24 protein-coding genes are annotated in these 25506 nt (G+C 43.4%); 5 read left to right on the top strand and 19 right to left on the bottom strand.

The window, feature by feature from the left end:
* Nucleotides 1-131 precede the first annotated feature (131 nt).
* On the top strand, nt 132-980 hold the full coding sequence (locus GVT53_RS10950) for an endonuclease/exonuclease/phosphatase family protein (protein ID WP_166248666.1): 849 nt from the start codon (nt 132-134) through the stop codon (nt 978-980).
* Here GVT53_RS10950 and GVT53_RS10945 read toward each other — a convergent pair.
* The 11 genes from GVT53_RS10945 to udk form a co-directional block, all read right to left on the bottom strand.
* Nucleotides 969-1277 (bottom strand): DUF6122 family protein, encoded by a 309-nt coding sequence (locus GVT53_RS10945; RefSeq protein ID WP_166248665.1) that lies wholly within the window; start codon nt 1275-1277, stop codon nt 969-971. The two genes, GVT53_RS10950 and GVT53_RS10945, sit on opposite strands and share 12 nt — an antisense overlap.
* Complete coding sequence (locus GVT53_RS10940) at nt 1270-1902, bottom strand: WbqC family protein (RefSeq protein ID WP_166248664.1); 633 nt, start codon at nt 1900-1902, stop codon at nt 1270-1272. Before GVT53_RS10940 ends, GVT53_RS10945 begins: the two co-directional genes overlap by 8 nt.
* Nucleotides 1903-1922: 20 nt before the next feature.
* Complete coding sequence (gene lepB / locus GVT53_RS10935; RefSeq protein WP_166248663.1) at nt 1923-3662, bottom strand: signal peptidase I; 1740 nt, start codon at nt 3660-3662, stop codon at nt 1923-1925.
* 50 nt (nt 3663-3712) lie between these two features.
* The gene (gene dapB, locus GVT53_RS10930; protein WP_166248662.1) at nt 3713-4414 is read right to left on the bottom strand and encodes a 4-hydroxy-tetrahydrodipicolinate reductase; all 702 of its coding nucleotides are present in this window, start codon (nt 4412-4414) and stop codon (nt 3713-3715) included.
* Nucleotides 4415-4417: 3 nt separating this feature from the next.
* Nucleotides 4418-5074: a DUF5683 domain-containing protein gene (locus tag GVT53_RS10925; protein WP_240904985.1), complete on the bottom strand. Its 657-nt coding sequence runs from the start codon at nt 5072-5074 to the stop codon at nt 4418-4420.
* The gene (locus GVT53_RS10920; RefSeq protein ID WP_166248661.1) at nt 5067-5972 is read right to left on the bottom strand and encodes a ParB/RepB/Spo0J family partition protein; all 906 of its coding nucleotides are present in this window, start codon (nt 5970-5972) and stop codon (nt 5067-5069) included. The genes GVT53_RS10925 and GVT53_RS10920 overlap by 8 nt, the downstream gene beginning before the upstream one ends.
* Nucleotides 5973-6746 carry a ParA family protein gene (locus GVT53_RS10915; RefSeq protein WP_166248660.1) on the bottom strand — a complete coding sequence of 258 codons (774 nt, stop codon included), beginning with the start codon at nt 6744-6746 and terminating at the stop codon, nt 5973-5975. It abuts the gene before it with no gap.
* A 134-nt stretch (nt 6747-6880) separates the two neighbouring features.
* Complete coding sequence (scpA, locus tag GVT53_RS10910; protein ID WP_417941830.1) at nt 6881-8929, bottom strand: methylmalonyl-CoA mutase; 2049 nt, start codon at nt 8927-8929, stop codon at nt 6881-6883.
* A 16-nt stretch (nt 8930-8945) separates the two neighbouring features.
* Nucleotides 8946-10328 carry a methylmalonyl-CoA mutase subunit beta gene (locus GVT53_RS10905; RefSeq protein WP_166248658.1) on the bottom strand — a complete coding sequence of 461 codons (1383 nt, stop codon included), beginning with the start codon at nt 10326-10328 and terminating at the stop codon, nt 8946-8948.
* Nucleotides 10321-10653 (bottom strand): FtsB family cell division protein, encoded by a 333-nt coding sequence (locus tag GVT53_RS10900; protein WP_166248657.1) that lies wholly within the window; start codon nt 10651-10653, stop codon nt 10321-10323. Before GVT53_RS10900 ends, GVT53_RS10905 begins: the two co-directional genes overlap by 8 nt.
* A 1-nt stretch (nt 10654) precedes the next feature.
* Nucleotides 10655-11263: a uridine kinase gene (udk, locus tag GVT53_RS10895; RefSeq protein ID WP_166248656.1), complete on the bottom strand. Its 609-nt coding sequence runs from the start codon at nt 11261-11263 to the stop codon at nt 10655-10657.
* Between the two features lie 179 nt (nt 11264-11442).
* On the opposite strand from udk, the gene GVT53_RS10890 reads away from it, so the two are divergent.
* Genes GVT53_RS10890 through GVT53_RS10880 form a run of 3 tightly spaced genes read left to right on the top strand, consistent with a single transcriptional unit; the run spans nt 11443 to nt 14939 of the window.
* Nucleotides 11443-11943 carry an acyl-CoA carboxylase biotin carboxyl carrier protein subunit gene (locus GVT53_RS10890; protein ID WP_166248655.1) on the top strand — a complete coding sequence of 167 codons (501 nt, stop codon included), beginning with the start codon at nt 11443-11445 and terminating at the stop codon, nt 11941-11943.
* Between the two features lie 6 nt (nt 11944-11949).
* A complete protein-coding gene (gene accC, locus GVT53_RS10885) occupies nt 11950-13392 on the top strand; it encodes an acetyl-CoA carboxylase biotin carboxylase subunit (RefSeq protein ID WP_166248654.1) in 1443 nt (480 codons plus the stop codon).
* A 5-nt stretch (nt 13393-13397) separates the two neighbouring features.
* Entirely contained in the window at nt 13398-14939 is a 1542-nt protein-coding gene (locus GVT53_RS10880) for an acyl-CoA carboxylase subunit beta (RefSeq protein ID WP_166248653.1), read from the top strand.
* Between the two features lie 77 nt (nt 14940-15016).
* Here GVT53_RS10880 and GVT53_RS10875 read toward each other — a convergent pair whose 3' ends face one another.
* Nucleotides 15017-16078: a Gfo/Idh/MocA family protein gene (locus GVT53_RS10875; RefSeq protein ID WP_166248652.1), complete on the bottom strand. Its 1062-nt coding sequence runs from the start codon at nt 16076-16078 to the stop codon at nt 15017-15019.
* 185 nt (nt 16079-16263) lie between these two features.
* Here GVT53_RS10875 and GVT53_RS10870 point away from each other — a divergent pair, with 185 nt between their 5' ends.
* A complete protein-coding gene (locus GVT53_RS10870) occupies nt 16264-17478 on the top strand; it encodes a multidrug effflux MFS transporter (RefSeq protein WP_166248651.1) in 1215 nt (404 codons plus the stop codon).
* Here the strand turns inward: GVT53_RS10870 and GVT53_RS10865 are convergent.
* The 7 genes from GVT53_RS10865 to GVT53_RS10835 form a co-directional block, all read right to left on the bottom strand.
* The gene (locus GVT53_RS10865) at nt 17475-18563 is read right to left on the bottom strand and encodes an anhydro-N-acetylmuramic acid kinase (RefSeq protein WP_166248650.1); all 1089 of its coding nucleotides are present in this window, start codon (nt 18561-18563) and stop codon (nt 17475-17477) included. The two genes, GVT53_RS10870 and GVT53_RS10865, sit on opposite strands and share 4 nt — an antisense overlap.
* On the bottom strand, nt 18560-19225 hold the full coding sequence (locus GVT53_RS10860; RefSeq protein ID WP_166248649.1) for a class I SAM-dependent methyltransferase: 666 nt from the start codon (nt 19223-19225) through the stop codon (nt 18560-18562). The genes GVT53_RS10865 and GVT53_RS10860 overlap by 4 nt, the downstream gene beginning before the upstream one ends.
* Entirely contained in the window at nt 19222-20814 is a 1593-nt protein-coding gene (locus GVT53_RS10855) for a glycoside hydrolase family 3 protein (protein WP_166248648.1), read from the bottom strand. Before GVT53_RS10855 ends, GVT53_RS10860 begins: the two co-directional genes overlap by 4 nt.
* Nucleotides 20807-22087, bottom strand: a complete 1281-nt coding sequence (locus GVT53_RS10850; RefSeq protein WP_166248647.1) for an MFS transporter — start codon at nt 22085-22087, stop codon at nt 20807-20809. Before GVT53_RS10850 ends, GVT53_RS10855 begins: the two co-directional genes overlap by 8 nt.
* Complete coding sequence (locus GVT53_RS10845; protein WP_205791636.1) at nt 22084-22569, bottom strand: GNAT family N-acetyltransferase; 486 nt, start codon at nt 22567-22569, stop codon at nt 22084-22086. Before GVT53_RS10845 ends, GVT53_RS10850 begins: the two co-directional genes overlap by 4 nt.
* 3 nt (nt 22570-22572) lie before the next feature.
* Nucleotides 22573-24057 carry a glycoside hydrolase family 10-like protein gene (locus GVT53_RS10840; protein ID WP_166248646.1) on the bottom strand — a complete coding sequence of 495 codons (1485 nt, stop codon included), beginning with the start codon at nt 24055-24057 and terminating at the stop codon, nt 22573-22575.
* Between the two features lie 91 nt (nt 24058-24148).
* Nucleotides 24149-25489 (bottom strand): RagB/SusD family nutrient uptake outer membrane protein, encoded by a 1341-nt coding sequence (locus GVT53_RS10835; RefSeq protein WP_166248645.1) that lies wholly within the window; start codon nt 25487-25489, stop codon nt 24149-24151.
* Nucleotides 25490-25506 lie beyond the last annotated feature (17 nt).

The following is a 25506-nucleotide window of genomic DNA, read 5'->3' as shown; positions in this document are numbered from 1 at the left end:
TTCTATTGATATTCACGGGTATTATCTCATTTATTCCATCCAGGTTTTTCTCTGCTATTTCAGTGCTAAGTTTGGTGGTTCCTTTTCTTTTTATGTTTAATATCCTTTTCCTTTTATATTGGATGGCAAAAATGAAACGAAAGTTTCTTCTTTCATTGACAGCTATCGTTCTCGGTTATTTTATGTTTGGCCCTTTTTACGGCCTAGGTGGTAATGAAGAGGTACAAAATGAAAAACCATCAGTGTTAAAGGTAATGTCATTCAATACTTGGCATTTTAATATCAATGGATGGATTAAGGAAGCTAATGTTGGTGATAGAATAATTGATTTTATCAAGTCTGAAAATCCGGATATTTTATTGATTCAAGAACATAGCAGGATACGGCATCGACAACTTAAACAATATCCATATCGGAGCGAAACCCCGTATACCTCGTCAAAGACTACTCAAGCAATCTTTTCCAAATACCCGATTATAGGAAACGGTTCACTGGATCTACCAAACACCCTGAATAATATTATTTATGCTGATATTTTGTTTCGAAAGGATACGATTAGGGTTTATAACCTGCATTTACAATCATTTAAAATAATACCCAGTACGGATAATTTTTCTGATGGTAAAAAATCAGAAAAGACCTATAAGAGATTGGTTGAGACCTTTTCCAAACAAGTGGAGCAGGCCGAAATTCTCAGGAATCATTTGCGGAAGAGTCCTTATGCCAATATTGTTTGCGGCGATTTCAACAATACCCAGTTCTCCAATGTGTATAAAATCGTAAAAGATGATTTGCAAGATACTTTTTTAGAAGCGGGAAAAGGTTTTGGCCGTACATACGATCTTTGGAAGATTCCGCTTCGCATTGATTATATCCTTGCCGACCCAAACTTTGAGGTGCTATCCCACCAAAACTTTGATGAACGCCTATCCGATCATTACCCGGTAATGGCAACATTGCGTTTGAAATCACATCAATAGGCAATCCACCGTATCTGCAACAATATGGATCATTAATGCCAAACCTATTAGCCGTGTGGGCTTGAAGAACAGAAGCAGTGCATAAACAGGAATAATCCAATAGCTATGAAAGGTGTGAAAACCAATACTGCAACGATGCGGGTCAAAAAGCGGGTTGGCCCAAAGGTGGTCTATATCTATTAGAATCCCCGCTAAAAGAATTAGGGTTACTTTTAAGCGATTATCTTTAAAGAACAATAGTGCAATTACGATGGGAACCAAAAAATGTATACCGTAGTGTATAAGGTGCCTAGTCATTTGTAAAATCCAAAGATAGGTCCTTTAAGTAGCTAAGTGTATTGGTACCCTCGTTGAACAAGAGGTCTAGAATGCTCAAATTGGCAATAAAACCATGGCGCTCTTCAAATACTTGAGTGTATTGTTCAATGCCCCAGTCCTTTTCTTTTTTGGCTTCCACCAAAAATCGAGCATCAAAAAGTGTTTCCGGCGACACTTCATATTTTTCGGTTTTTTCGGTTGGAATCCCCATTTGTATGCAACCGGCAACAGCTTCAATGGTTTTTAGGTTGAAATCATACAATGAATCATCATTTCCTTCATAGAGTGGTCGAATTTCGTCTTCGTAAAATTCAAAGAAGGGTGAAGTACGGTATGCCGTTTCCAAAGTTCGCCAATGTTCTTTTTTCCAATTATAGCTGTTTTCGGTACGCACATCAACGTATTTTTGGTGCCCTTCTTTACCTCCTACATGTGTAATGGGGATATTGAGCATGTGCTTGCCTTTATCCGTTGAAATATAGCAACGGTTCCGATAGGTCTGCTTTTGGAAATTATCATGTGCTTCCCAAATCACCTCGTGCTGAACAATGGCCGCAAAAGTGGCAATGCTGGGAAAATAGGTTGGGTGGACAATAATTTTCAAAGAACCTGCTTTAAATGTTGTTATGCGTTTTTCTTCTTTCTTTTTCGGAAGAAATCAAAAATAAACCAAGCGGCCAATAGCGCAATAAAGTACCAAAAATAGGATACAGGTTCTCCCCTTCCGCCAACAGTAGTGAAAACTCGGTCCCAGCGGACCCTCCAATTGGAGATTCCCTGTCTAAAGTTGTCAAAGCTCATCCAAAGAAAAACGGGTTTCCCCACAATATGATCGGCAGGCACATACCCCCAACTTCTACTGTCCTCGGAATGATCGCGGTTGTCCCCCATCATCCAGTAATAATCCTGTTTAAAGGTGTAGGAGTCTGCTTCTTGCCCATTAATGAGTACTTGGTTCCCACTGATCTTAACATCGTTGTGCTCGTAATCCCGAATGATTTTTTTGTACAGCGGGATGGTTTTCCAATCAATGTCTACCGTAGTTCCTGCCTTTGGGATGTAAATCGGGCCAAAGTTATCGTTGTTCCAAGGGTAAAGGTTTGGTTTTTGAGGAAATGCTCCGCCATATTGTCCTTTGGGTTCAATGGTTTGTACCACTGAATCAATTGCAGGATTGTTTCGCAGGGCAGTAACCATTTCAGCCGTTAGGTTGGCTGTGCGCGAACGAGGCTTTTCTTCAGAAAGTGAGAGTCTCAACTGGCGTATCGCATCGGTCGGTATTCCCTTTTCCTGCGTATAAAGTTCAATTTTTCCATCTGCCGTTGGTCTTCCTCCGGAAATAAATGGGGCCAAGGCGTTATATTGACCTTCGCTGATATTGGTTGCAATATACTTGCGAACATAGTCAGAGGCGTCAACTTCTTCCAGATACTTACTGGAAACCCCGTTTTTGGCGTAAATGTCGTATACGTACATGGGTTTGGCCCTGTCCGAAAGTTGAAGCTGTTCACCGTTGATGTAAACATATCCATTGATGACCTCCAAGGAATCCCCAGGGGTGCCCACACAGCGCTTTACGTAATTGGATTTTTTGTCTATGGGTTTAATGACGGCTTTTTGGGCCTTAAAAAACTGGTAAAGTGTATCCGAAGGTAGACTGAACACCACAATATCATTTTTCTCAACTCTCTCAAACCCGGGCAATCGCATATAGGGCAATTGCAATTTGTTGATCCAAGATGTTTTGTGCGTTTCAGGATTTACATCAGCCAAGTACGACCTTGTTTTTACCACAGGAAGCGTATCATGGACCATAGGTGCGGCCAAAGTGGTCATGGGAACTCTTGCACCGTAATGAAACTTGCTCACGAACAAAAAGTCGCCAACGCGCAGCGTGCGTTCCAATGACCCTGTCGGAATTACATAGGGCTGAATAAAATAAGTGTGTACAAATGTTGCGGCAACAATGGCAAACACGATGGAACTGACCCATTCGCCCAGACCTGTTGTTGGTTTTAGGCTACGGTCCTCGATATATTTCACATCTTCAGCGTAGTTGATGTAGTAGATGTAAAAACCAAGGGTAAGGATGACCAACCAAGTGTCCACAAGGGAATTTTTTCCAAAACTTCGGATGGTTTCCACCCAAACCACGGGGAACATCAATAAATTGATGATGGGAATAAACAATAAAAGTACCCACCACCAAGGTCTATTTATGATTTTCATCAAAACAATCCCGTTATAGACAGGGATGGCAGCTTCCCATGCTTTTCTGCCGGCCTTAACGTAGAGTTTCCAAGTTCCCAAAAAATGGATGACCTGAATGATCAGGATAAAAATGATCCATTGTATACCGTCCATAGTAATAAGTTTCTTTGTTAGACCCTGGGTCTATGTTCCTGTTACGTTTTTTAGCTTAGGTTTAACACGTCTTTCATGGAGAAAACCCCTGTTTTTCCTTGTATCCACTCTGATGCGATAACCGCTCCGAGCGCAAATCCTTCCCTATTATGTGCTTCGTGCTTGATCTCGATGGTGTCCACGGAACTTGTATAGGCAATGCTGTGTGTTCCCGGTACCATGCCTTCCCTTAAGGATGTAATGGAAATGGTCGAATCATTGGATTTCTCCAATTCCCAGTTTTTATACTTGGTGTTTTCAATGATTCCTTCGGCAAGGGTAATGGCAGTGCCGCTTGGAGCATCCAATTTTTGGGTATGATGGATTTCTTCCATGGCAACTTTGTACTGGTTCAATCCGCCCATCATTTTGGCCAGATGTTTATTGAGTTCAAAAAAGATATTTACGCCCAAACTAAAGTTGGAAGCATAGATGAACGCACTTTTGTTGTCCTCACAAATTTTGATGGCTTGGGAATACTTATCCAACCATCCCGTAGTGCCACTGATTACGGGAACCTTGTTCTTAAAACAATTGGTGATATTGTCAAAAGCGGCTTCTGGAGTACTAAAGTCAATGGCAACATCCATTGAGGCGTAATCCACATCTTGCGAAGGGTCATCAATCTTTGCTACGATGGAATGGCCTCTGCCTTGAGCGATCTGCTCTATCATCTTTCCCATTTTGCCATATCCAAACAGACCAATCTTCATATATTAAAATTTTATGACCATAGCCATACCATAGTTTGGCTTGTTGGTAAACGGATTTATATCTAAATAAGGGTTAAAGTCAACGGCTAGGTCGTCACTCACATTATACTGTTTTAAGTGTGAGTCCACGTTGGCGTCAATAATGTTCAGGGCATAAAGGGCAATAGTGATCACCAAGGCCAAATCCCTATCCCGTTGTGTGTTTTCCTGTGCTTCCTGCAATGCTTCGGTAGATACATCCGGACCGCTTCCATCCCCGTTCAAATCCCAAAACTCATCATCCTCAAAGCCGGCGAGTCGTCTTTTAAATGCGCTCCTTGCACTTCGATATTGGGTGTTATTATATGAATAGACATAAATTCCCGTTCCGATGGCACCCCAAACTATGGGTGCTTTCCAGTAGCGTTTGTTATAGATTTGCCCAAGGCCCGGAAGAACGGCCGAATAAAATGCAGCTTTACTGGGTGCAAGGGGGTTGATGTTTCTTTGCTTGGTCACTTCTTCAAAAGTAACACCTTCCCCTTCCACGGTTTGGGCAATGGAATCCACTTCTTTGCTTTGTTGGGGCTGTTCCTTTTCCGTGCTCTCCTCTTCTTCTTGAGAAAAACCTGAATGAAACAACAAAAAAGCAAAGAGCAATAAAAGGAGGTTTTTATTCACCTGTCAACAATTTTTTGATACGCTTAAAGTCTTCTTCCGAATGGAAGGGTATCACAATTTTTCCTTTTCCGTTTTTGGATGTGGTAATGTCCACCTTGGTTGCTAGTCGCTCTTTGATGGAGTCCAAACTGTTGGAAACAAATTCAGGAACGTCAGGTGTATTTTTTTTCTTCTCCGGACCTGAGCTTTTAGGTTCCTTATGGTCTTTTACCAATTGTTCGGTAGCTCTAACGGAGAGTCCATCGGAAACCACCTTTTCGTAAATGGCTATTTGGTCTTTTTTCTTATCGATGTTGATAAGTGCCCTGCCGTGTCCCATACTGATGAAACCGTCCCGCATACCCGTTTGGATAATGGGATCCAGTTTTAGCAAGCGTAAATAATTGGTGATGGTGGAACGTTTTTTGCCCACACGGTCACTCAATTTTTCTTGTGTGATCTCTATCTCATCGATCAGTCGTTGATAGGAAAGCGCAATTTCGATCGGGTCAAGGTCTTGCCTTTGGATGTTCTCCACCAAGGCCATTTCCAAGGATTCTTGGTCGTTGGCGATGCGGATATAGGCCGGAATGGTTTCCAATCCCACCAATTTGGAGGCACGGAACCTACGCTCACCTGAAACCAACTGGAATTTGTTAAAGTCCAGTTTCCTGACCGTTATCGGTTGTATGATGCCCAGTTCGCGGATGGAACTGGCCAGTTCTTCAAGGGTTTCGTCGTTAAAATTGGAACGTGGCTGAAATGGGTTTACTTCAATGGAATTGATATCCAGTTCTACAACATTCCCTATGACCTTGTCCGCATTTTTGTCCGAAACTGACTTGATATCGTTCTCCGGATCATTTAATAGAGCGGACAGGCCTCTTCCCAACGCCTGTTTTTTTGTTGCTTTCGCCATCTAAACTTTCTCCTTGTTTTTCTTCAAAATTTCGTTGGCTAAGTTAAGATAATTGGAGGCACCTTTGCTGCTTGCATCATATTTTATAATGCTCTCGCCATAACTTGGTGCTTCGCTCAGCCTAACGTTTCTCTGGATAATGGTGTCGAAGACCATATCCGCGAAGTGCTTCTTCACTTCCTCAACAACTTGGTTGGAAAGTCGTAACCTGGAATCGTACATGGTCAACAACATTCCTTCGATGTCCAAATCGTTATTATGTATTTTTTGTACGCTTTTTACGGTGTTCAATAATTTGCCAAGGCCTTCCAAAGCAAAATATTCACATTGTATCGGGATCATAACGGAGTCTGCCGCGGTTAGGGCGTTCAATGTCAGTAATCCCAATGATGGAGCGCAATCTATCAGTACAAAATCGTATTTGTCCCCAAGATTTTTTAAAGCTTCTTTGAGCATGTACTCCCTATTGTCCTTGTCCACCAATTCAATCTCAATGGCGACCAGGTCAATATGGGCCGGTACCAAATCTACGTTCGGGGAATCGGTAGCGATGGTCACTTCCTCAACGCTCATGGTGTGTTCCAAAAGCTGATAGGTTCCGTTTTCCACAGAATCAACATCAATTCCCAAACCGGATGTTGCATTGGCCTGGGGGTCGGCATCAATTAATAACACCTTTTTTTCCAATACACCTAAGGAGGCTGCAAGGTTTACCGTAGTAGTGGTTTTTCCTACACCGCCCTTTTGGTTTGCTATAGCAATAATCTTGCCCATTTCATAGTAAGTTAGGTGCTAAAAATACGATTATTTAGGATGCGATAAAATGTAATTTGTTAACAGGGGGTGAATAAACCTGCTATTCAGCGTTAAATAAAGTTAAACTTATATTTATTAGACCGTTATAGTGATCAATCTAAAAGTATATTAAGGATTTGAGTTGCCGCATCGGCAATTTTGGTGCCGGGTCCAAAAACGGCAACGGCTCCATTGTCCAATAAATGTTTGTAATCCTGCTTTGGAATCACACCGCCAACGATGACCATAATGTCCTCTCGTCCGTATTTTTTGAGTTCTTGGACCACCTCGGGCACCAATGTTTTGTGGCCCCCTGCAAGCGAGGAAATCCCCAACACATGCACATCGTTTTCAACCGCTTGTTTGGCAACTTCGGCCGGGGTTTGGAACAACGGCCCAATATCCACATCAAAACCGAGGTCCGCATACCCTGTGGCCACTACTTTGGCACCACGGTCGTGTCCATCTTGACCCATTTTGGCCACCATGATACGAGGTCGACGGCCTTCTTGCTCTGCAAAGGAGTCGGCAAGCTTTCGGGCTTTTTCAAAACTTTCGTCGTTTTTGATTTCTTTGGAGTACACGCCGGTAAACGATTGGATTTTTGCTCTGTAGCGTCCGAACGCGCTTTCCATGGCATCACTGATCTCTCCCAAGGTAGCTCGCTCTTTGGCAGCTTCTACTGCTAAAGCTAATAAATTTTCACGGTCGGAATTGTTTTCATTGGCTTTTTTGGCAGCCATGCGGATAGCTTCGAGTGCTTTTTCCACTTTTTTGGAATCCCTGCTGCTTCGGATTTGGTCCAAACGGGCCATTTGCTGTTTGCGGACCTTGGCATTGTCCACTTCCAAAATTTGTAGGTCGTCCTCATTTTCCAACCGGTATTTGTTGACACCGACTATCACGTCCTGACCGCTATCGATACGGGCCTGTTTCTTTGCTGCGGCCTCTTCAATCCGCATTTTTGGGATGCCTTTTTCAATGGCTTTCGTCATCCCGCCCAATTTTTCCACTTCTTGGATCAGTTCCCATGCATTTTCGGCAATCTCCTGTGTCAGTTGCTCCACTTTATGGCTCCCTGCCCAAGGGTCTACCGTTTTGGTGATATGGGTTTCTTGTTGCAAATAGATTTGCGTGTTCCGTGCTATTCTCGCTGAAAAATCGGTGGGCAATGCAATGGCTTCGTCCAAAGCGTTGGTGTGAAGGCTTTGCGTGCCTCCAAACGCCGCTGCCATCGCCTCAATGGTTGTTCTGGCCACATTGTTGAAGGGATCCTGCTCCGTTAAGCTCCATCCGCTGGTTTGGCTGTGGGTGCGGAGCATCGATGATTTTGGATTTGTGGGATTGAATTGATCCACCAATTTTGCCCAGAGCATTCTTCCTGCGCGCATTTTCGCGATTTCTGCGAAATGATTCATTCCAATACCCCAGAAAAATGAAAGTCTTGGAGCAAATTCATCAATTTTAAGACCTGCTTTTATTCCGGTTCGGATGTACTCAACACCATCGGCCAACGTATAGGCCAGTTCCATGGATGCGGGTGCCCCCGCTTCGTGCATGTGGTAGCCAGAAATACTGATGCTATTGAACCGGGGCATGTGTTTACTGGTAAATTCAAAAATATCCGCAACGAGTTGCATGGACGGAGTAGGTGGGTAGATATAGGTGTTCCGCACCATAAATTCCTTCAAAATATCGTTTTGGATGGTTCCCGAAAGTTGCTCCATGGAAACACCTTGCTCCAGACCTGCAACGATGTAAAAGGCCATTATGGGAATCACAGCCCCGTTCATGGTCATGGAAACCGACATTTTGTCCAAAGGAATGCCGTTGAACAAAATCTTCATGTCCTCAATGGAATCTATGGCGACACCTGCTTTGCCCACGTCGCCGACTACGCGGTCGTTGTCCGAGTCATAGCCTCTGTGCGTGGGGAGGTCAAAGGCGACGGAAAGCCCTTTTTGGCCCGCCTCCAAGTTTCTTCGGTAAAATGCATTGCTTTCCTCGGCCGTGGAAAAGCCCGCATATTGACGGATGGTCCAAGGTCTGCGCACGTACATGGTGGAGTAGGGACCACGTAAAAATGGAGAGATTCCTGCGGCAAAATTCTCGTGCTCGTAATTTTGGGTCTCGACTGCGCTCGACCTGACAGCCAATTCCATTTGTTGAAGGTCCTTTCTACTCATCGTTCAATCTTTTTTGTTCAGAGGCTTCGGCCAATCTTTTTTCAATGATAGGTTCAATGATGGTTTTCCGCGCTTTTTGCTTCACAAAGGGGTAGAGTTCCAAATCATCCTTCATCCTATCTTGTGGATTCTGATATTTGTTGGTCCCCAGTGATACTATCTTGCCTTCATCAAAAAGTTGCTGCTCTTTTTCGGCACTTTCCTTTACTTTTTGTTGAATGCTTCCTTTTTTTAAACTGTCCAGAAAACCACCGGCTTTTTCAATCTGCTTAAAAAGAACCAAGGCTTTTTCGGCCAATTGATTGGTAAGCGATTCGATGTAGTAAGCACCTTCCGAAATTTGTGATGCCCCGGCAAAGTAGCCTTCCTCCTTCAATACTAACAACTGGTTGCGGGCGATGCGTTGCCCAAACTCGTTGTCTTTATGGTAGATGGCGTCGTAGGCCAAATTACAAACAGTGTCCGCTCCTCCCAAAACTGCTGACATACACTCGGATGTGGTGCGCAGCATGTTTACATTGTAATCATATAGCGTTTTGTTGCGTTTTGATGGGATTGCCAGAATATTGCACTCGCTTTTGATTCCGTATTCGGCTGCCAGACTGTTCCAGAGCCACCGTAATGCTTTGATTTTGGCTATTTCAAAGAAATAATTGCTGCCCACGGCCACTTTAAAAGTGAACGGGAGCGATTTCTCGTCACCTTTTGAAGTTATATGATTTAGATATTCATTGGCGTGTGCCAAACCATAGGCCAATTGCTGAACCATGTTAGCCCCTGAATTTTGATAAAGGGACAGGTCAACTCCGATGATAGAAACATCCGAAGTGCCCAACGACACCAATCCTCCAAATAGTTCGTGGTCTTTTTCCAGATTGTGGAACCAATTGCCATCTTTGGCCAAATGCCCAATGATGTCAATGTTCAAATGGGCCTTTGCTTTTTTATCTTTGAGAAGGGACACCAATTTTTTGATGGGTTCTATGGCCAAAAACTCAAAATAGAAATAGAGTTCCACTTCTTGAAGGTCGATCCCTGCAAATAAGGTTTCAAAATCTGTAGTTTCATTGGGTATATTGAAAATCAAACTTTCTACACCTTTTTCAAGGATTTCAAGGGCCTTTGCATTCGATTTTTTTTCGTCCCCAACATAAATGGACTGGGCTACGGACCAGTCATGATTTTTGGGCAATTGAAAGGTTGGGATATTTTTTAAATCGTCTTGATTGTAGAATGGCTTAACATTGATGCCCTCCAAGGATTCCCATACCAAAGTTTCGTTGTAATCCGCACCTTTAAGGTCCACTTGGATTTTTTGCTTCCATTGTTTGGTGGATACTTCTGGGAACTCTTTAAATAGGCCGGTATTACTCATCTTGCTTGTTCTTTAGACTATCTTCATATTCAATCAGGAATATTTCTTCATTGTCCTTTTTCATATAATATTTCTCGCGGGCAAGTTTTTCAAGCTCGTGTTCGTTGGACATCTTTTTTAAGATTTCTTTATCCTTGGCAATCTCGCTCTTAAGAAACTCCTTCTCTTTTTCCAACTTATCGATTTCGTTTTCAAGCTCCAAATGAATCATAAGGGAATTGGTATCAAAAAACGCCATCCAGATCACAAAAATGGTCAACACCAGAATATAGGTGTTGGTCATAATCTTGAACCATTTCTTTTTTCGCAACTCCTTTAGTCCCATGTTACGCAAGTTTGTTGTTGATGATGGTCCTTACGATATCCACTGCGACCGTGTTGTAATGGTTGTTTGGGATAATGATGTCCGCAAACTCCTTTGACGGTTCAATAAATTGAAGGTGCATCGGCTTTACGGCAGTTTGATACCGGGTCAGCACCTTTTTTAGGTCGTGCCCACGTTCTTGGGTGTCCCGCTGCAATCGTCTGATCAATCGCTCGTCCGAATCGGCATGGACAAATATTTTTATGTCGAAAAGCTCCCTCAATTTAGGGTTGCTCAACACCAAAATCCCCTCCACGATCATTACTTTTCTCGGTGCTGTGGGAACAGTTTCCTTCATTCGGGTTTCCTCAACAAAGGAATAAATAGGGGTATCCACAGTTTTTCCTTCCCTTAGCTGATTGATATGCTCGATCATAAGGTCAAAATCAATCGAATTGGGGTGGTCAAAATTCACTTTGGCCCTTTCCTCCCTGCTCATATGGGAGAGGTCGTTATAGTAGGAATCTTGGGATATTACGCCCACTTCGTCCTTTGGCAGTTGTTCCACAATTTGGTTGACCACCGTAGTTTTTCCGCACCCTGTGCCGCCAGCAATCCCTAAGATCAGCATAGTTTGAATTTTGATGTCAAAAATAAACAAATGATTATATCCGCTGTCTATCTGTAACTCAACATAATTAATGATTAATAATACAGAAATTAATGATCATTGTCATAATTAATCCTTTGGATGGTGTATAACTTTGTATGATTTCTGATGTATTACCCTTATATTTATCAAGCTAACCCATGGAAAATTCTCATATGGATAACTCTTATTCCGTCAAGGTTGGAGACGACTTTGACTTTACTCTTTCCAAAGACACCATTTCTTCGTTGGATTTGATCAAAACAGGTGATAACGCATATCATTTGCTTCAAAATGGTGCTTCCTACCACTTGAAAATTCTGCACTCTGACTTTAATAGGGGCAAATATACCCTTAGTGTAAACGGTACTGAATTTGAGACCTCGATACAAACACCTTTGGACGAGCTTATCAAAAAAATGGGATTTGCCGTCAATGCAGGAAAGAACGTAGACTCCATTTCGGCCCCTATGCCAGGTCTGATTCTGGATATTTTAGTGGAAGAAGGCCAAGAGGTAAGCGAAGAGGACCAATTATTGATTTTGGAGGCCATGAAAATGGAAAATATCATCACCTCTCCCAGAAGTGGAGTGATCAAATCAATCCATATATCAAAAGGTGAAGCTGTGGACAAGAAACAATTGTTGATTGAATTTCAATAGAACACCATGAAAAAAATATTGATCGCCAATCGGGGCGAAATTGCGGTCCGGGTTATGAAGACCGTAAAAAAAATGGGCATCAAGACCGTTGCCGTATTTTCGGAAGCAGACAGGAATGCACCACATGTTCAATTTGCGGATGAAGCGGTATGTATCGGGGAGGCCCCCTCGAACAAATCCTATTTACGGGGTGACAAGATCATTGAGGTGGCCAAAGAACTCCATGTTGATGGCATTCATCCGGGATACGGATTCTTGAGCGAAAACGCCGACTTTGCCGAAGCAGTAGAAAATAGCGGGATCACATTTATTGGGCCAAAATCCAAGGCCATCCGCATCATGGGAAGCAAACTGGCGGCCAAAGAAACGGTAAAGGAGTACAACATTCCCATGGTTCCGGGTATTGATGAGGCCATAACCGATGTTGCCAAGGCCAAAGAGATTGCCAACGAGGTAGGGTATCCTATTTTGATAAAGGCTTCCGCCGGTGGCGGTGGCAAGGGAATGCGCATTGTGGAGAAAGAATCGGATTTGGAGTCCGGTATGAAACGTGCCATAAGTGAGGCCACCTCCGCCTTTGGCGATGGTTCCGTATTTGTGGAAAAATACGTGAAATCACCCAGGCACATCGAGGTACAGGTGATGGCCGACACCCATGGCAACGTCCTACATTTCTTTGAAAGGGAGTGCAGCGTACAGCGACGCCACCAAAAAGTAGTGGAAGAGGCACCTTCGTCCATTTTAACACCCGAACTGCGAAAGGAAATGGGAGAGGCCGCTTGTAAAGTGGCCAAATCCTGTGATTATGTTGGAGCTGGCACGGTCGAATTTTTGATGGATGCCGATCACAATTTTTACTTTTTGGAAATGAACACCCGTTTACAAGTGGAACATCCAGTAACCGAATTGATTACGGGAGTGGATTTGGTGGAATTACAGATAAAAGTGGCCCGTGGGGAAGCACTCCCCATGAAACAGGAAGACCTTAAAATCAATGGGCATGCCGTGGAACTTCGGGTATATGCCGAGGACCCCTTGAACGATTTTTTGCCCAGCGTCGGCAATTTGGAAACCTATCAATTGCCCGTCGGCGAAGGGATAAGGGTGGACAATGGTTTTACGGAAGGAATGGACATCCCCATTTATTACGATCCCATGCTGTCCAAGTTGATTACCTATGGTAAAACGCGTGAGGAGGCCATTGAGTTGATGCTTGATGCCATTCAGAATTACAAGGTCAAAGGGGTACAGACCACCTTGCCTTTCGGAAGTTTTGTATTTGCCCATGAAGCGTTCCGATCAGGGAATTTTGACACCCATTTTGTAAAGACACATTATTCTCCGGAAAAAATAAAGGAGCAAGCCGCAAAACAAGCCGAGGTAGCGGCAATGATCGCCCTTTATCAATTTCTGGAAGACAAAAAAATAGTACGATTACCTTCAAACTGAATCCTATGGATCCCAAGATAAAAGCACTACAGGAAAAAATTGCCGAAGCTCATTTGGGTGGAGGCGTAAAACGTATCGAAAAACAGCATCAGAAAAAAAAGCTGACCGCCCGTGAAAGGGTGCTCTATTTTTTGGATGAAGGCTCTTTTGAAGAAATGGGCATTTTAGTGACCCACCGTACCACCGATTTTGGTATGGACAAGGAGATGTATTATGGCGATGGTGTGGTAACCGGCTACGGAACGGTAAATGGAAGATTGGTGTATGTGTATGCCCAGGATTTTACCGTTTTCGGGGGAGCCCTTTCCGAGACCCATGCGGAAAAAATCTGTAAAGTAATGGATCTGGCCATGAAGGTCGGCGCACCCATTATCGGACTGAACGACTCAGGTGGGGCCCGGATACAGGAAGGAGTGCGGTCGCTTGGCGGATATGCCGATATTTTTTACCGCAATGTTCAGGCGTCCGGGGTAATCCCTCAGATTTCGGCCATTATGGGACCATGCGCAGGTGGAGCGGTGTATTCCCCTGCCATGACGGACTTCATCATTATGGTGGAAGAAACGAGTTACATGTTTGTTACGGGGCCTAATGTGGTCAAAACCGTGACCAACGAAACCGTGACTTCGGAAGAGCTGGGCGGGGCCAGTACCCATGCTGTAAAATCCGGGGTGGCGCACAAAACATCCGCCAATGATGCCACTTGTTTGAACGACATTCGAAAGTTGTTGGACTATCTGCCCCAGAACAATAAAGAAATCACACCCAAAATTCCATACGAACTGGGCGACGAAACTAGGGAGGAACTGTCCGGTATTGTTCCTGACAACGCCAATAAACCCTACGACATGCACGATGTGATCAGTGGAATTATTGATGCGGATTCTTTTTATGAGATCCATAAAGATTATGCAGAGAACATCATTACAGGTTTTGCCCGTTTGGGAGGGAGGAGCATTGGAATCGTCGCCAATCAACCTATGTTTTTGGCCGGGGTGTTGGATGTGAACAGTTCCACCAAGGCGGCCCGATTCACCCGTTTTTGTGACTCTTTCAATATCCCCTTGCTGGTATTGGTGGATGTTCCCGGGTTTCTGCCAGGAACGGACCAAGAGTGGAACGGAATTATAATGCACGGGGCAAAATTGCTTTATGCATTGAGTGAAGCCACCGTGCCAAGAGTCACGGTAATCACCCGTAAAGCGTATGGTGGTGCCTACGACGTAATGAACTCCAAGCATATTGGGGCGGACTTCAATTTTGCTTGGCCAAGCGCCGAAATCGCCGTAATGGGCGCAAAGGGCGCCAGTGAAATCATTTTTAGAAAGGAAATTGCCGCTGCAGATGACCCAGAGGCCAAATTGAAAGAAAAGGAAACCGAGTATGCCGATAAGTTTGCCAATCCTTACCGTGCCGCCAAACGTGGATTTATTGATGAAGTAATTCTGCCCAAAGACACCCGTAGCAAATTGTTGAAAACGTTTGCCATGCTGGAGAACAAAGAGGTTCAGACCCCTTGGAAGAAGCATGGGAATATTCCGTTATAAACAAAAATTAAAGGGTGAAGGGTTGACACGAATTGCACTAATTTTTACTAAGCACTGAACCTAACCTGACATTTTATCTACAACATGATGGTTTTTCCCGTCCTAACCGATTCATCTGCGGCAAGAACAATTTTGAGACTGTTGACGGCGTCGGCTAAATGATGGGTCAAGTCTCTATCGTTTACAATGGCATCCAATAGATATTCCTGCTCCAACAAGCATAGTCCATCATGGTCTGGTTCATCAGAGGTACTGATGATTTCATCTTTTTTGGTGAAATTTCCATTTGCATCAAGTTCGCTGTGGTGTAACTTTAAGCTACCTGTTTTGGAATGTCCTTCCACATCGTCGGATGCACCTTTGTCTTGATCACTGATGGAAACGCACCCTTTTGGACCAATGACATCTTTGATGAAAAAAGCAGTTTCGCTCATCATGGGCCCCCAACCTGCTTCGTACCAGCCAACCGAGCCGTCTTCAAAACGAACTTGCAACTGTCCGTAATTGTACATATCGGAATCTACTTCATCGGACAAATGGGCGCCAATGGCAGAAACACTGATGGGTTTGGAACGGGTCATGGAGCACATCACATCAACATAATGTACTCCGCAGTCCACAATGGGGGACATGGAGTTCATCAATTGTTTATGGGTATGCCAATGGTCTCCAGAACTTTGTTGGTTCAAGTTCATGCGCATTACCAAAGGTTTGCCCAAAGTTTGGGCCATTTCAGTGAACTTTGCCCAAGTCGGGTGTACCCTCAAAATATAGCCCACAACCATTTTACGATTGTTTTGAAGTGCAAGCTCTACCAAAGTTTGAGCTTCCTCAACCGTTAATGCCAATGGCTTCTCCACAAAAACATGGCAGTTGGCATTCAAGGCCATTTTTACATAATCAAAATGGGTGTCGGGATAGGTGTTGATGGAAACCACATCCGGTTTCGATGTTTCAAGGGCTTCAGCATAATCAGAAAACATCGGGGCGCCCCCCAATTCATTGGAAAGGCGTTCCCTGCTTTTGGCGCCTCTGCTGACCAATCCAACGATTTCAAAGCTTTTCAATTTGCGATAGGCGCGAGCATGTGAGGTGCCCATATTTCCACATCCAACTACCAATACTTTTAAACTTGCCATGGCGATAAAAATTTGATTTAAATATAAGGTTCTCTATGGGATTTATCTGTTTCAAACAAGTTTTGGGAAGGTGAAACGCCCATACATCAGGTGTGATTTTTAACTACAACGTTGGATATGTTTCGTTAACATTAAACCTTTCTTAAATGCTTTACCGATCCGTTGGGTATGACTAATTTTGCCGGATGGAAAAGTTAAATCAAAAACCCAACTTTGAGTTTGTGGCCATGATGGCCGCTTTAATGTCCATTGTGGCTCTTGCCATTGATGCCATTCTGCCAGCAATTTCCAATATTGGGGAAGCCATCAAGAGTACAGATTCCAGAGATCACCAATTGTTGGTGACCATGATTTTTTTGGGACTTGGCGTTGGGCAATTGTTTTTTGGCCCGTTGTCGGACAGTTATGGAAGAAAACCCGTTGTCTACATGGGGTTCATCATTTTTTTGATCGCCAGTATCATTTGCCTATACGCTCCAAACTTGGAGATTATGGTATTGGGCAGGATCCTTCAGGGCATAGGGTTATCGGCACCAAGAACCATTTCCATATCCATTATTCGTGATACGTATCAAGGGGACTACATGGCAAAGATAATGTCGTTTGTAGTGGCATTTTTTATTCTGGTGCCGGTAGTGGCTCCCGCTATAGGTAAGTTGATTTTGGACGCGGCCGGTTGGAAAGCCATTTTTTATGTGCAGATGTTCTTTGTGCTGGTGGTCGCTGTTTGGTTTTGGAAAAGACAAAGAGAAACGCTTCATCCAGAGTATAAAATTCCCTTTACAAGACATGTTTTTGTTGATGGGATAAAGGAGTTTGTGAAATATAGGGAGACCGTTGCCTTTACATTGACTTCAGGTTTGGTCACCGGTGCATTTTTAGTGTATTTGAGTTCGGCCCAACATATTTTTGAAGACCAATATGCCTTAAAGGAAATGTTCCCTTACATCTTTGCGGGACTTGCGGTTTCAATCGGACTTTCCACATTTTTGAACGGTACCCTTGTGATGCGTTTTGGAATGCGAAAACTTTCTTTGATGGCCACTATTGTGTTTTGTACGGTCGCCATCTTGTATTCGGTTTTGTTTTTGAATTCGCCCAATCCCAGTATTTATGTATTGGTTGCATTTTTGTCCGTGCAATTTTTCTGTCTCGGGTTTATGTGGGGGAATTTCCGCTCCATTGCCATGGAACCCATCGGACACATTGCAGGAATTGGCGCTGCCATCAACGGTTTTGTGTCCACTTTGCTTTCCATACCGATCGCAACGTTTATCGGTGAATTTGTAAAGGATAGTGTTTGGCCGCTCTTCGCAGGTTTGGCCATTTGCGGTCTGTGCGCGCTGGCGATTTTCTTGTTGGTGAACAGGCCGAAAAGGAAGCGTGTCGTTACGACTTAATCTTTTATTGGAAAAAATACTTCACCACTGCACGAATCGGAAGTGGCACCGGTAACTGATTTCAGTACGTTGGTTTTTCCTTCCAAGCGGAGTACGCCCATTAATGCAAAGACTAAAGCCTCTTTGTAGGCGATCAACGTTTTGTTTGGCACTACAACTTCAATGCTAATACCCAGTTTACTTTGTAATGTATCGATAAAAAATTGATTGAGGGCACCGCCTCCTGTTGCCAAAAGTTTGCTGTTGGATGTACTATTGTTCTTGTACTTGCGGACGCTCAATGCAATCTGTTCACAATTGTGATGAATGAAAGTATGTAAGAGATCCTCGTTGGAGCTTTTTGAAGCTTCTATCAATGGAACAATTTCCGAAGTGAACCATTCATAGCCTGTGGATTTTGGATAGGGAAGCGTGTAATACTTTAAACTGTTCAGTTTTTGTAATAAAGAATTGTCCAGCTTACCTGAACGCGCAATTTTTCCATCGGCATCGTAGGCAAGGCCCATTTTATGTGTAATGTAGTTCAACGGCATATTGGCCAAACCGATATCGTAGGCAATACGCTCACCGTCCTTATCAAAAGAAATATTACTGATGCCCCCCAAATTGAGGCAAAAATCATACTCATGAAAAAGTAATTTATCCCCAATAGGAACCAGTGGAGCTCCTTGGCCTTTCAGCGATACGTCCTTGGTTCTAAAATCACAGACTACCTGTTTTCCCGATGTGTTTGCCAGTAGTTGCCCATCTCCCAACTGAAAAGTGACGCCTTCTTCGGGTCGGTGATGCGAAGTATGGCCATGACTGGCAATAAAATCGACCTCTTCCTCCAATTCATCAATAAATAACTTGGATTGCTGCCCCAGCCAAATGCCATAATCCTTATGGAGCTGGTCGTGGTCCTCCTCCGAAAGATGGATCGCATTTTTGAGATACTCCCTCATCTCATCGGAATAGTCGATTTCTGCGGTATTTTTTATGGAAAAATTCCATTTGTTATCCTCTTCCCAAATATGGCAATAGGCAATGTCCAATCCATCCAGCGAAGTTCCGGACATTAGGCCCAAGACTTTGTATGTGCTCATGCTTTGTTGATTTTTATGATCAGGGAAACAGGTTTCTCTTCATCGTTCACAATTTCAACGAATTCAAAATTGCTGTTTTCAATTTGATTCAGTTCCAAAATCCAATCCCCAAAAGTTCTGGCATACCAAGAATGCCCGTCCTTAAAATTGCCGGGCAACCCTTTCCATGAATCGGATAGCCATTGGCTTTTGTAGGGCAAATTGTTCTGTAATAAAAAATAGGGGTGCAGGGTCTGGACTACGACCGTTCCATTTTTGGATAATTGATCGAGGGTGTTCGACAACAATTTTTTTATATCGTTCTTTTGGTATAGGCAAAAATTGAACACTGCGGCATCAAAAGTTCCATTAGGGATGGTTTTTTCTGCAATAATTTCTTCAAATGTGAACACTTCAAAGTTTTGGTCACTTTGCTTTCGCGCTTGCATGATCAAAACCTCGGTAGCATCCAACCCCATTGCTTCCCAACCCAAATTTTTCATTTCTCTCGTCAACCAACCTTCACCGCAACCAATGTCCACAATCTTTTTTCCATCTAGTTGTTTGATGGTATCTAAAATGGCCGGATTCGTAAACTTTCTTGACGGAATTGCATTGTTTTGAATGATTTTTATCCATTCTTTCGCATTTCTGTTCCAAGAATCAAGAATTTCTCCACTCATGGTCGGAAGGTTTTTAATTGAATGGGAAGTTTTCCCCGAGCTTCAATTTTACCGGAGAAATGTTCAAATGCAACTTCTTGGAACTCTGGAAAAACTTGATATACCAACACTACATTGGACGATGGTTGCAATTTTAAAATATCCAGCACATAGGGATTGCCGAACAGGTAGATCAAAGTGTTTTTTTCTTCCAATAGCCTATGAATGTCAGCCAATGTTTTTTCATCAAACCCAAACTGGTCTTTGGGCTTAACGGCTGGGGGAAATAGGCTAAGAAGGACCAAGTCCTTTTCGGATAGAAGAGCTTCCTCCAAATTCATGGTTGTTGAATCAAAATTGGATGAAATCTGTTCGGAAAAGCTGTTTTTTTTATCAAAACTGACCGAAACATTCAAAAAATCAGTGTTTTTTACTTTTTTGACCAATGTTGAGTCTCCGAAAAGTTCCGTTATACTTTTTTTGGCAATTTCACGATTCAATATGGAATCTGTTTGCATTTCAGCGCCCTGTGATTTGGAGTAATTTTCTTTTTTGAAAATCTTATCCTTCATTGCCCAAACCCTGTCAAAACTCTTTTGGATGCTTGTTTCGGTAGCTTTTGCCATTATTTCATCGATTCCCTCTACTACATTTTCGCTAAAGCAGAGTACATCCATACCTGCGGCGAAGGCAGCATGTTCCAGTCTCCCTTTTTTGGGGAACATTTTTGAAACGGCGTGCATATTCAAAGCATCGGAAATTACGACTCCATTAAAACCCAATTGATCTCTTAGCAAACCGGAAATGATTTTGGACGATGTGGTGGATGGGTTTTCCGAATCTAACCGGGGGAGTAGCAAATGGCCGACCATAACTGAGTCTATCCCTGACCCAATCAATTTTTTGAACGGATATAGCTCATTTTCCATAAGTTCATCCATGGATTTATCGATTACCGGCAGCCCTAAATGGGAATCGGTGGCCGTGTCGCCATGCCCCGGAAAGTGCTTGATGGAATTGAGGGTGCCGCTGTTGCTCATCCCTTTAATAAATGCTTCGGCTTTGCCAAGGACTTTTTCTTTATCATCCCCGAAAGAGCGATATCCGATTACGGGATTCTCCGGATTGTTGTTGATGTCCACGACCGGTGCCAGATTCCATTGTATGCCCGCCGCTCGGCAATCACCTCCAATAGCTTCGCCCACCTTGTAAATAAGGTCGTTGTTGTCCGTTAAAGCCCCCAAAGTGATGGCATACGGGTATTGTGGTGTGTTTTCAATACGCATGGCGAGCCCCCATTCGGCATCAATGGCGATCAAAAGGGGAACACTGGCAGCTTTTTGGTAACGGTGTATCAGTTCCAATAAACGATGATAGCTATTTTCGTTATGGACAATTTTTTTCTTCCCTTCAAAATTGGTGGCCGCACTGGCCCTGCTATGGAAAAAGCAAATGGAGCCGATATGTTGTTCCCTTATGAGTTTCTCCATCTGTTGTACCTCTTCCTCGGTATCGTTTATAAAAACCGCGGGCATAAACAACTGACCCACCTTTTGTTTTAAGGTCAATGGTTGAGTGAGAAGGATATGTGTTTGAGAGGTGTTAGTCATTGGATTCTATCGTTTTTTTGCCGTAGTCGGCAGGATATTTTAGATAGCGGAGGACCAAAAATGCGGGAAGGGCGGCGATTACGACCCAAATAAAGAAACCATCGTACCCCAACCATTCTTGGATATACCCGCTCAGCATTCCGGGAAGCATCATTCCTAAGGCCATAAAGCCAGTGGCAATGGCATAATGAGATGTTTTTGAGGCACCTTCTGCCACATAGATCAGATACATCATAAAAGCGGCAAATCCGAAACCGTAACCAAATTGTTCCAACACCACGGTTCCAACAACGGCATAAATACTGGTGGTTTGTGTGATGGCCAACAGTGCGTAGAGTGCGTTGGGCAAGTTAAGGGCCAAAAGCATCGGAAGCATCCATTTTTTTAGACCGTCACGGGAAATTAAGATTCCTCCGAGGATACCTCCGAGCGATAACATTATGACGCCTACCGTACCATAAATGGTTCCGACGGCTTCGGTGGAGTAGGCCAATCCTCCCACTTCCAGATCATCCAGTAAAAAAGGTGATGCCATTTTCACCAATTGTGATTCGCCCAAGCGATAGGTCAATACAAACAAAAGGGCCACGCCAATTTGATGTTTTTTGAAAAATGTGGCAAATACTTCAAAAAAACCAGCAGGTCTTTCCTTGGATTCTATCGCTGTTCCTTCAAATTTGGGTGCGGTAAAAAAGTTGGAAATGGTCAGGGCAATCATTAAAACTGCCGCGCTGATCATGGTAACGGACCACGCTTTGGTATTGTCTCCATATTGATTTTCCAGAAAACCAGCAAAAATCACCAAAAGTCCCTGCCCAGTGACCATGGCCAAGCGGTAGAACGTACTGCGAAGGCCAATGAAAAAGGATTGTTTTTTCTGGGTAAGGCCAATCATGTAATAGCCATCGGAAGCAATATCGTTGGTGGCGGAGGCGAAGGCCGCCATCCAAAAGAACGCTAAGGTTATAATGAAGAATGAGTTGGATGGCAAAAAGAGACCAATCCCTAAAAAAGCAAGTGAAATGACCAATTGCATTCCCAAAAACCATTTTCGCTTGGTACCGTTGAGGTCCACAATGGGGCTCCACAAGGGCTTTATTACCCATGGGAGATATAGCCAACTGGTATATAGGCCTATCTCGGCATTTCCAATACCCAAACGTTTGTACATAATTACTGAAACCGTGACCACTAGAATGTATGGGATTCCTTGCGTGAAATACAAAAAGGGAATCCACAGCCAAGCGTTTTTGTCTTTGGGAGCAATATTCATTTGGGTTGTTTTAAAAGGTTCTGATAAATGCTTTTCTCGGACTTTTCAATAATCTTGGCGTCCACAATTTGCTGGTAATAGGCGGCAGGACCGACCCCGCCGATAATGGCATAGGCATACCCCATATCTCTTAGACTCAACAACGACTTTACCAACAAGATTTTGCCTACGCCCTTTCCTCTTTCGTTTTGAAGTACGCCAGTTGGGCCAAAAAAGTTCTTCGCTGTACTTTCAAAACAGGCAAAACCCAGTATTTTTTGTCCTTTCTGGGCAATAAAACAATTTACGGGCAATGCGGAAAAGGCTGCTTCTGCCTCATCTGCCCAATTTTTACTGAAATGCATATCGATCCAGTGGACTACAAGGCTTTTCTCGGGGGCAATGGGTCGCCTAAAGATAATGCCCTCCTTCTCCAAAAGAGTATTTTCCTCTTTTGAGATATTCGGTAGGTCCAAAAGTCGAACAAGCATGTCCTGCATCATCCTTTAATTAAAGATTATCGGTTGCATGGCACTGTGATTGCCATAGGCATCACTTATATTGATCTGTAAATCCTTTCGGACTTGTTTCGGCTTCAAATTAAATTGATAACAACCTTCAATATCGCTTTCTGAAAGATATTGCTTTCCAATGAGTTGTTGCTTATCTTTTTTGGCTACATAAAGATTTAAAAATCGCGGTATATCATCGGTGTGACTGATGCAAATCTCCAATTTTTGATAGTTGGTCTCAACGGAATTGATAGCGGGAAGTTGAACCTCGCGTACAATTCTGTTCAATGGTTTTGGGTTTTCAGAAGGAAGTTCATAGTATTTTTTTCGCAGCTTTTGATTGACTTTTTCGTGTTGCCCCATCAAGGATTTGGCACTAAAAAAAATGTTGCCATCTACGTTTTCCAAGTTGCGGGCATAATCCAATTGCTTTGGTATTTCGTTTTTCTTTTCCCATGCCTTGTCGGCATTGTTCATTATTTTGTAGGTGCCATTTCCAATATATAGATTGGTTTTAGGGGTATGCTCGTCCCACCAAGAGGTTATGATTTTATGGGAAGCAATGGGGTAGTCCATGCTCCAGTACACTTGTGGTGCCAAATAATCCAACCAACCTTCTTGAACCCACAGAACGGGGTCGGCATAAAGATCTTCGTAAGTAGTTTGCCCGGCTTTGGTATCGGAACCCATTGGGTCGGTACTCTTGTTTTTCCAAACCCCAAATGGACTAATGCCAAATTGAACCCACGGCTTATGTTTTTTGATAGTTCGATGTACATTTTGTACGAGCGAGTCCACATTGCTACGTCGCCAATCATCCAGGGATTGGCCTTTTAAACCATATTTTGCAAAGGTTTCGGCATCATCAAAGGTTTCCCCTTCTACTTTGTAGGGATAGAAGTAATCATCAAAATGAATGGCATCTACCTGATATTGTGTAACCAGTTCCTCTATGATCGTATTGAATTTTTCCCTGACTTTGGGCAGTCCAGGGTTGTAATAGTTCTTTTTTCCGTAGGAAACTATCCAATCAGGGTGCTGGTAATAATCGTGTTCTTTCGAAAGTAGGGTAGTGTCCAGACTTACTGTGGCTCTGTATGGGTTGAGCCATGCATGGAACTCCATCCCGCGTTTATGGGTTTCATTGATCATCCATTTGAGCGGTTCATCAAAACCTTCGGGCGCTTCACCTTCCGTGCCCGTTAAATATCTGGACCAAGGTGCCAAATCGGTAGGATAGAGGGCGTCTCCTGCGGTGCGTACCTGTACAATGGCCGCATTGAAATTCATGTTTTGATAGAAATCAAGGATTTTGATGAAATCCTTCTTTTTCTTGGCAATGTCGTCATCTGGGTGTTTGGGCCAGTCAATATTTGCCACGGTCGCAATCCACACGCCCCTAAATTCTTCTTTGGGTGCTTTGGAAACAGCACAGGAAAATAGAAAAAGGAGTGGTAATATGTATAAAATTCGATGCATATAAGCGAAAAAAAGGCCTACGTATGCACTAAATGTAGGCCTTTTGCTAGATTAAATTAAACAACTAACAACTTAAAAACATTGTCATTTTTTAGATGGCTGGATCAGCCGGTGTATTTGTATTGTTATCTCTTTCCGTGTTGGGGTAGGGGTAGAAGTTTCTGTTGCGCTCTTCTTCAAAGTTTTGAACGGACGGTGTTGGTTCGGGTCTTCCAAATCTTCTGCTATCCTCTAAGCTTGCCCCGGTCAGGAACAGTTCAATCCTCCTGTTTTTGTATACTTCTTCCAATAGTGCATCTACGGAGGTATCGCCAGTATAGTCCGGTAGGTTGGCATTTACGCCAAAAACATCGTCGGTATCCGTCAAGACTGCATTTAGAGCTGTTACGGCCGCACCTGTATCTGGTGAGGCCTTTCTAAGATTGGCCTCTGCGATAATAAGGTTCATCTCGTCCGGAAGATATAGCGGGATTGATTCTGACCCGTTTTCGTCATCAAAAAAGCCTCCTAGATCCTCAATGGGAAGTTGATTAAGGTTAACCGTGTCCAATGGAATCAGGTAGAACTCTGTTCTACCATCATTTTCATCTATATCAAATGATTCTGGCAATCCGAAATTGTCCCTAGGCTTAAAGTTTGGTGTGTTATTTTGATAGACTCTGGCCCAAACGGGGTTCAGGTTTTGTGAATCGTAGCTAAAAACGGATGTTGATGATTGGTCTACCTCTGATGCTGCGGCAATGGCTGCATCGTAGTTGCCTGCATATAGGTTGAACCTGGCCAGCATGGCGTCTATGGTATTTTCCAAGTCGATTTCCCCTCTTAAGATCTCAGATTCAAATTCGGAAGAAATTGGAGTGGCCGCCAACGTATTCTTCGCTTCGTTCAACAGGGTGATCGCGGTGTTAAAGCCTTCGATGCGTGAAACGAATGGGGGATTGTCCTCCGAAGTTGCCACTATGACCTGTTCGTAATTTTGGGCCATAGCACCAATGCTCATGGCACGGTATAGGTTGGCATAGGCAATCAATCCACTTTGTGTTCCCGGAACAATATCAATGGTGGAGGCGTTTGCAGCGATGTCTTCTGCTATGCCGATTACTCTTAACATGGTGGTCCAAAGACCGACTACATTGGAGTTGGTGTTGGGAATGTCGCCGCCATCCTCTAAATCGATCATGTTTTGAAAAGTGGTGGTGATAGCTGCCTCACGTGTTGTAATGGCAGGGGTCTCCACAATATACCGCAACCCGGTTGTGGAATACAGTTCCTGCATTCCAATGGTGGCGGCCAATATTCCTTCCCTTGATGAGAATACTTGATCGCTGGTCGCCGCATTTGGGTTTTCAAAATCTGTTTCGCAAGATGTAACTGCCAATATGGTGGTCAGCAAGAACATCAGCTTGTATGTGTTATATCTGTAAAATTTCATTGTCAATTTTTTTAAGA

It is taken from the genome of Flagellimonas oceani (assembly GCF_011068285.1).
GTDB lineage: Bacteria > Bacteroidota > Bacteroidia > Flavobacteriales > Flavobacteriaceae > Flagellimonas > Flagellimonas oceani.
The sequence above is the reverse complement of the archived record's forward strand: the minus strand, read 5'-3'. Positions and strand labels throughout refer to the sequence as shown.

Bases quoted from the DNA above. Each gene is read 5' to 3' on its own strand.
- GVT53_RS10870 (WP_166248651.1), top strand. From the start codon at position 16,264: ATGGAAAAGTTAAATCAAAAACCCAACTTTGAGTTTGTGGCCATGATG.
- GVT53_RS10890 (WP_166248655.1), top strand. From the start codon at position 11,443: ATGGAAAATTCTCATATGGATAACTCTTATTCCGTCAAGGTTGGAGAC.
- GVT53_RS10855 (WP_166248648.1), bottom strand. From the start codon at position 20,814: ATGACTAACACCTCTCAAACACATATCCTTCTCACTCAACCATTGACC.
- GVT53_RS10865 (WP_166248650.1), bottom strand. From the start codon at position 18,563: ATGAGCACATACAAAGTCTTGGGCCTAATGTCCGGAACTTCGCTGGAT.
- GVT53_RS10905 (WP_166248658.1), bottom strand. From the start codon at position 10,328: ATGAGTAATACCGGCCTATTTAAAGAGTTCCCAGAAGTATCCACCAAA.
- dapB (WP_166248662.1), bottom strand. From the start codon at position 4,414: ATGAAGATTGGTCTGTTTGGATATGGCAAAATGGGAAAGATGATAGAG.
- GVT53_RS10900 (WP_166248657.1), bottom strand. From the start codon at position 10,653: ATGGGACTAAAGGAGTTGCGAAAAAAGAAATGGTTCAAGATTATGACC.
- GVT53_RS10915 (WP_166248660.1), bottom strand. From the start codon at position 6,746: ATGGGCAAGATTATTGCTATAGCAAACCAAAAGGGCGGTGTAGGAAAA.
- GVT53_RS10845 (WP_205791636.1), bottom strand. From the start codon at position 22,569: ATGATGCAGGACATGCTTGTTCGACTTTTGGACCTACCGAATATCTCA.
- GVT53_RS10860 (WP_166248649.1), bottom strand. From the start codon at position 19,225: ATGAGTGGAGAAATTCTTGATTCTTGGAACAGAAATGCGAAAGAATGG.
- GVT53_RS10840 (WP_166248646.1), bottom strand. From the start codon at position 24,057: ATGCATCGAATTTTATACATATTACCACTCCTTTTTCTATTTTCCTGT.
- scpA (WP_417941830.1), bottom strand. From the start codon at position 8,929: ATGGAATTGGCTGTCAGGTCGAGCGCAGTCGAGACCCAAAATTACGAG.
- udk (WP_166248656.1), bottom strand. From the start codon at position 11,263: ATGCTGATCTTAGGGATTGCTGGCGGCACAGGGTGCGGAAAAACTACG.
- lepB (WP_166248663.1), bottom strand. From the start codon at position 3,662: ATGGACGGTATACAATGGATCATTTTTATCCTGATCATTCAGGTCATC.
- GVT53_RS10850 (WP_166248647.1), bottom strand. From the start codon at position 22,087: ATGAATATTGCTCCCAAAGACAAAAACGCTTGGCTGTGGATTCCCTTT.
- accC (WP_166248654.1), top strand. From the start codon at position 11,950: ATGAAAAAAATATTGATCGCCAATCGGGGCGAAATTGCGGTCCGGGTT.
- GVT53_RS10875 (WP_166248652.1), bottom strand. From the start codon at position 16,078: ATGGCAAGTTTAAAAGTATTGGTAGTTGGATGTGGAAATATGGGCACC.
- GVT53_RS10920 (WP_166248661.1), bottom strand. From the start codon at position 5,972: ATGGCGAAAGCAACAAAAAAACAGGCGTTGGGAAGAGGCCTGTCCGCT.
- GVT53_RS10880 (WP_166248653.1), top strand. From the start codon at position 13,398: ATGGATCCCAAGATAAAAGCACTACAGGAAAAAATTGCCGAAGCTCAT.
- GVT53_RS10945 (WP_166248665.1), bottom strand. From the start codon at position 1,277: ATGACTAGGCACCTTATACACTACGGTATACATTTTTTGGTTCCCATC.
- GVT53_RS10950 (WP_166248666.1), top strand. From the start codon at position 132: ATGAAACGAAAGTTTCTTCTTTCATTGACAGCTATCGTTCTCGGTTAT.
- GVT53_RS10835 (WP_166248645.1), bottom strand. From the start codon at position 25,489: ATGAAATTTTACAGATATAACACATACAAGCTGATGTTCTTGCTGACC.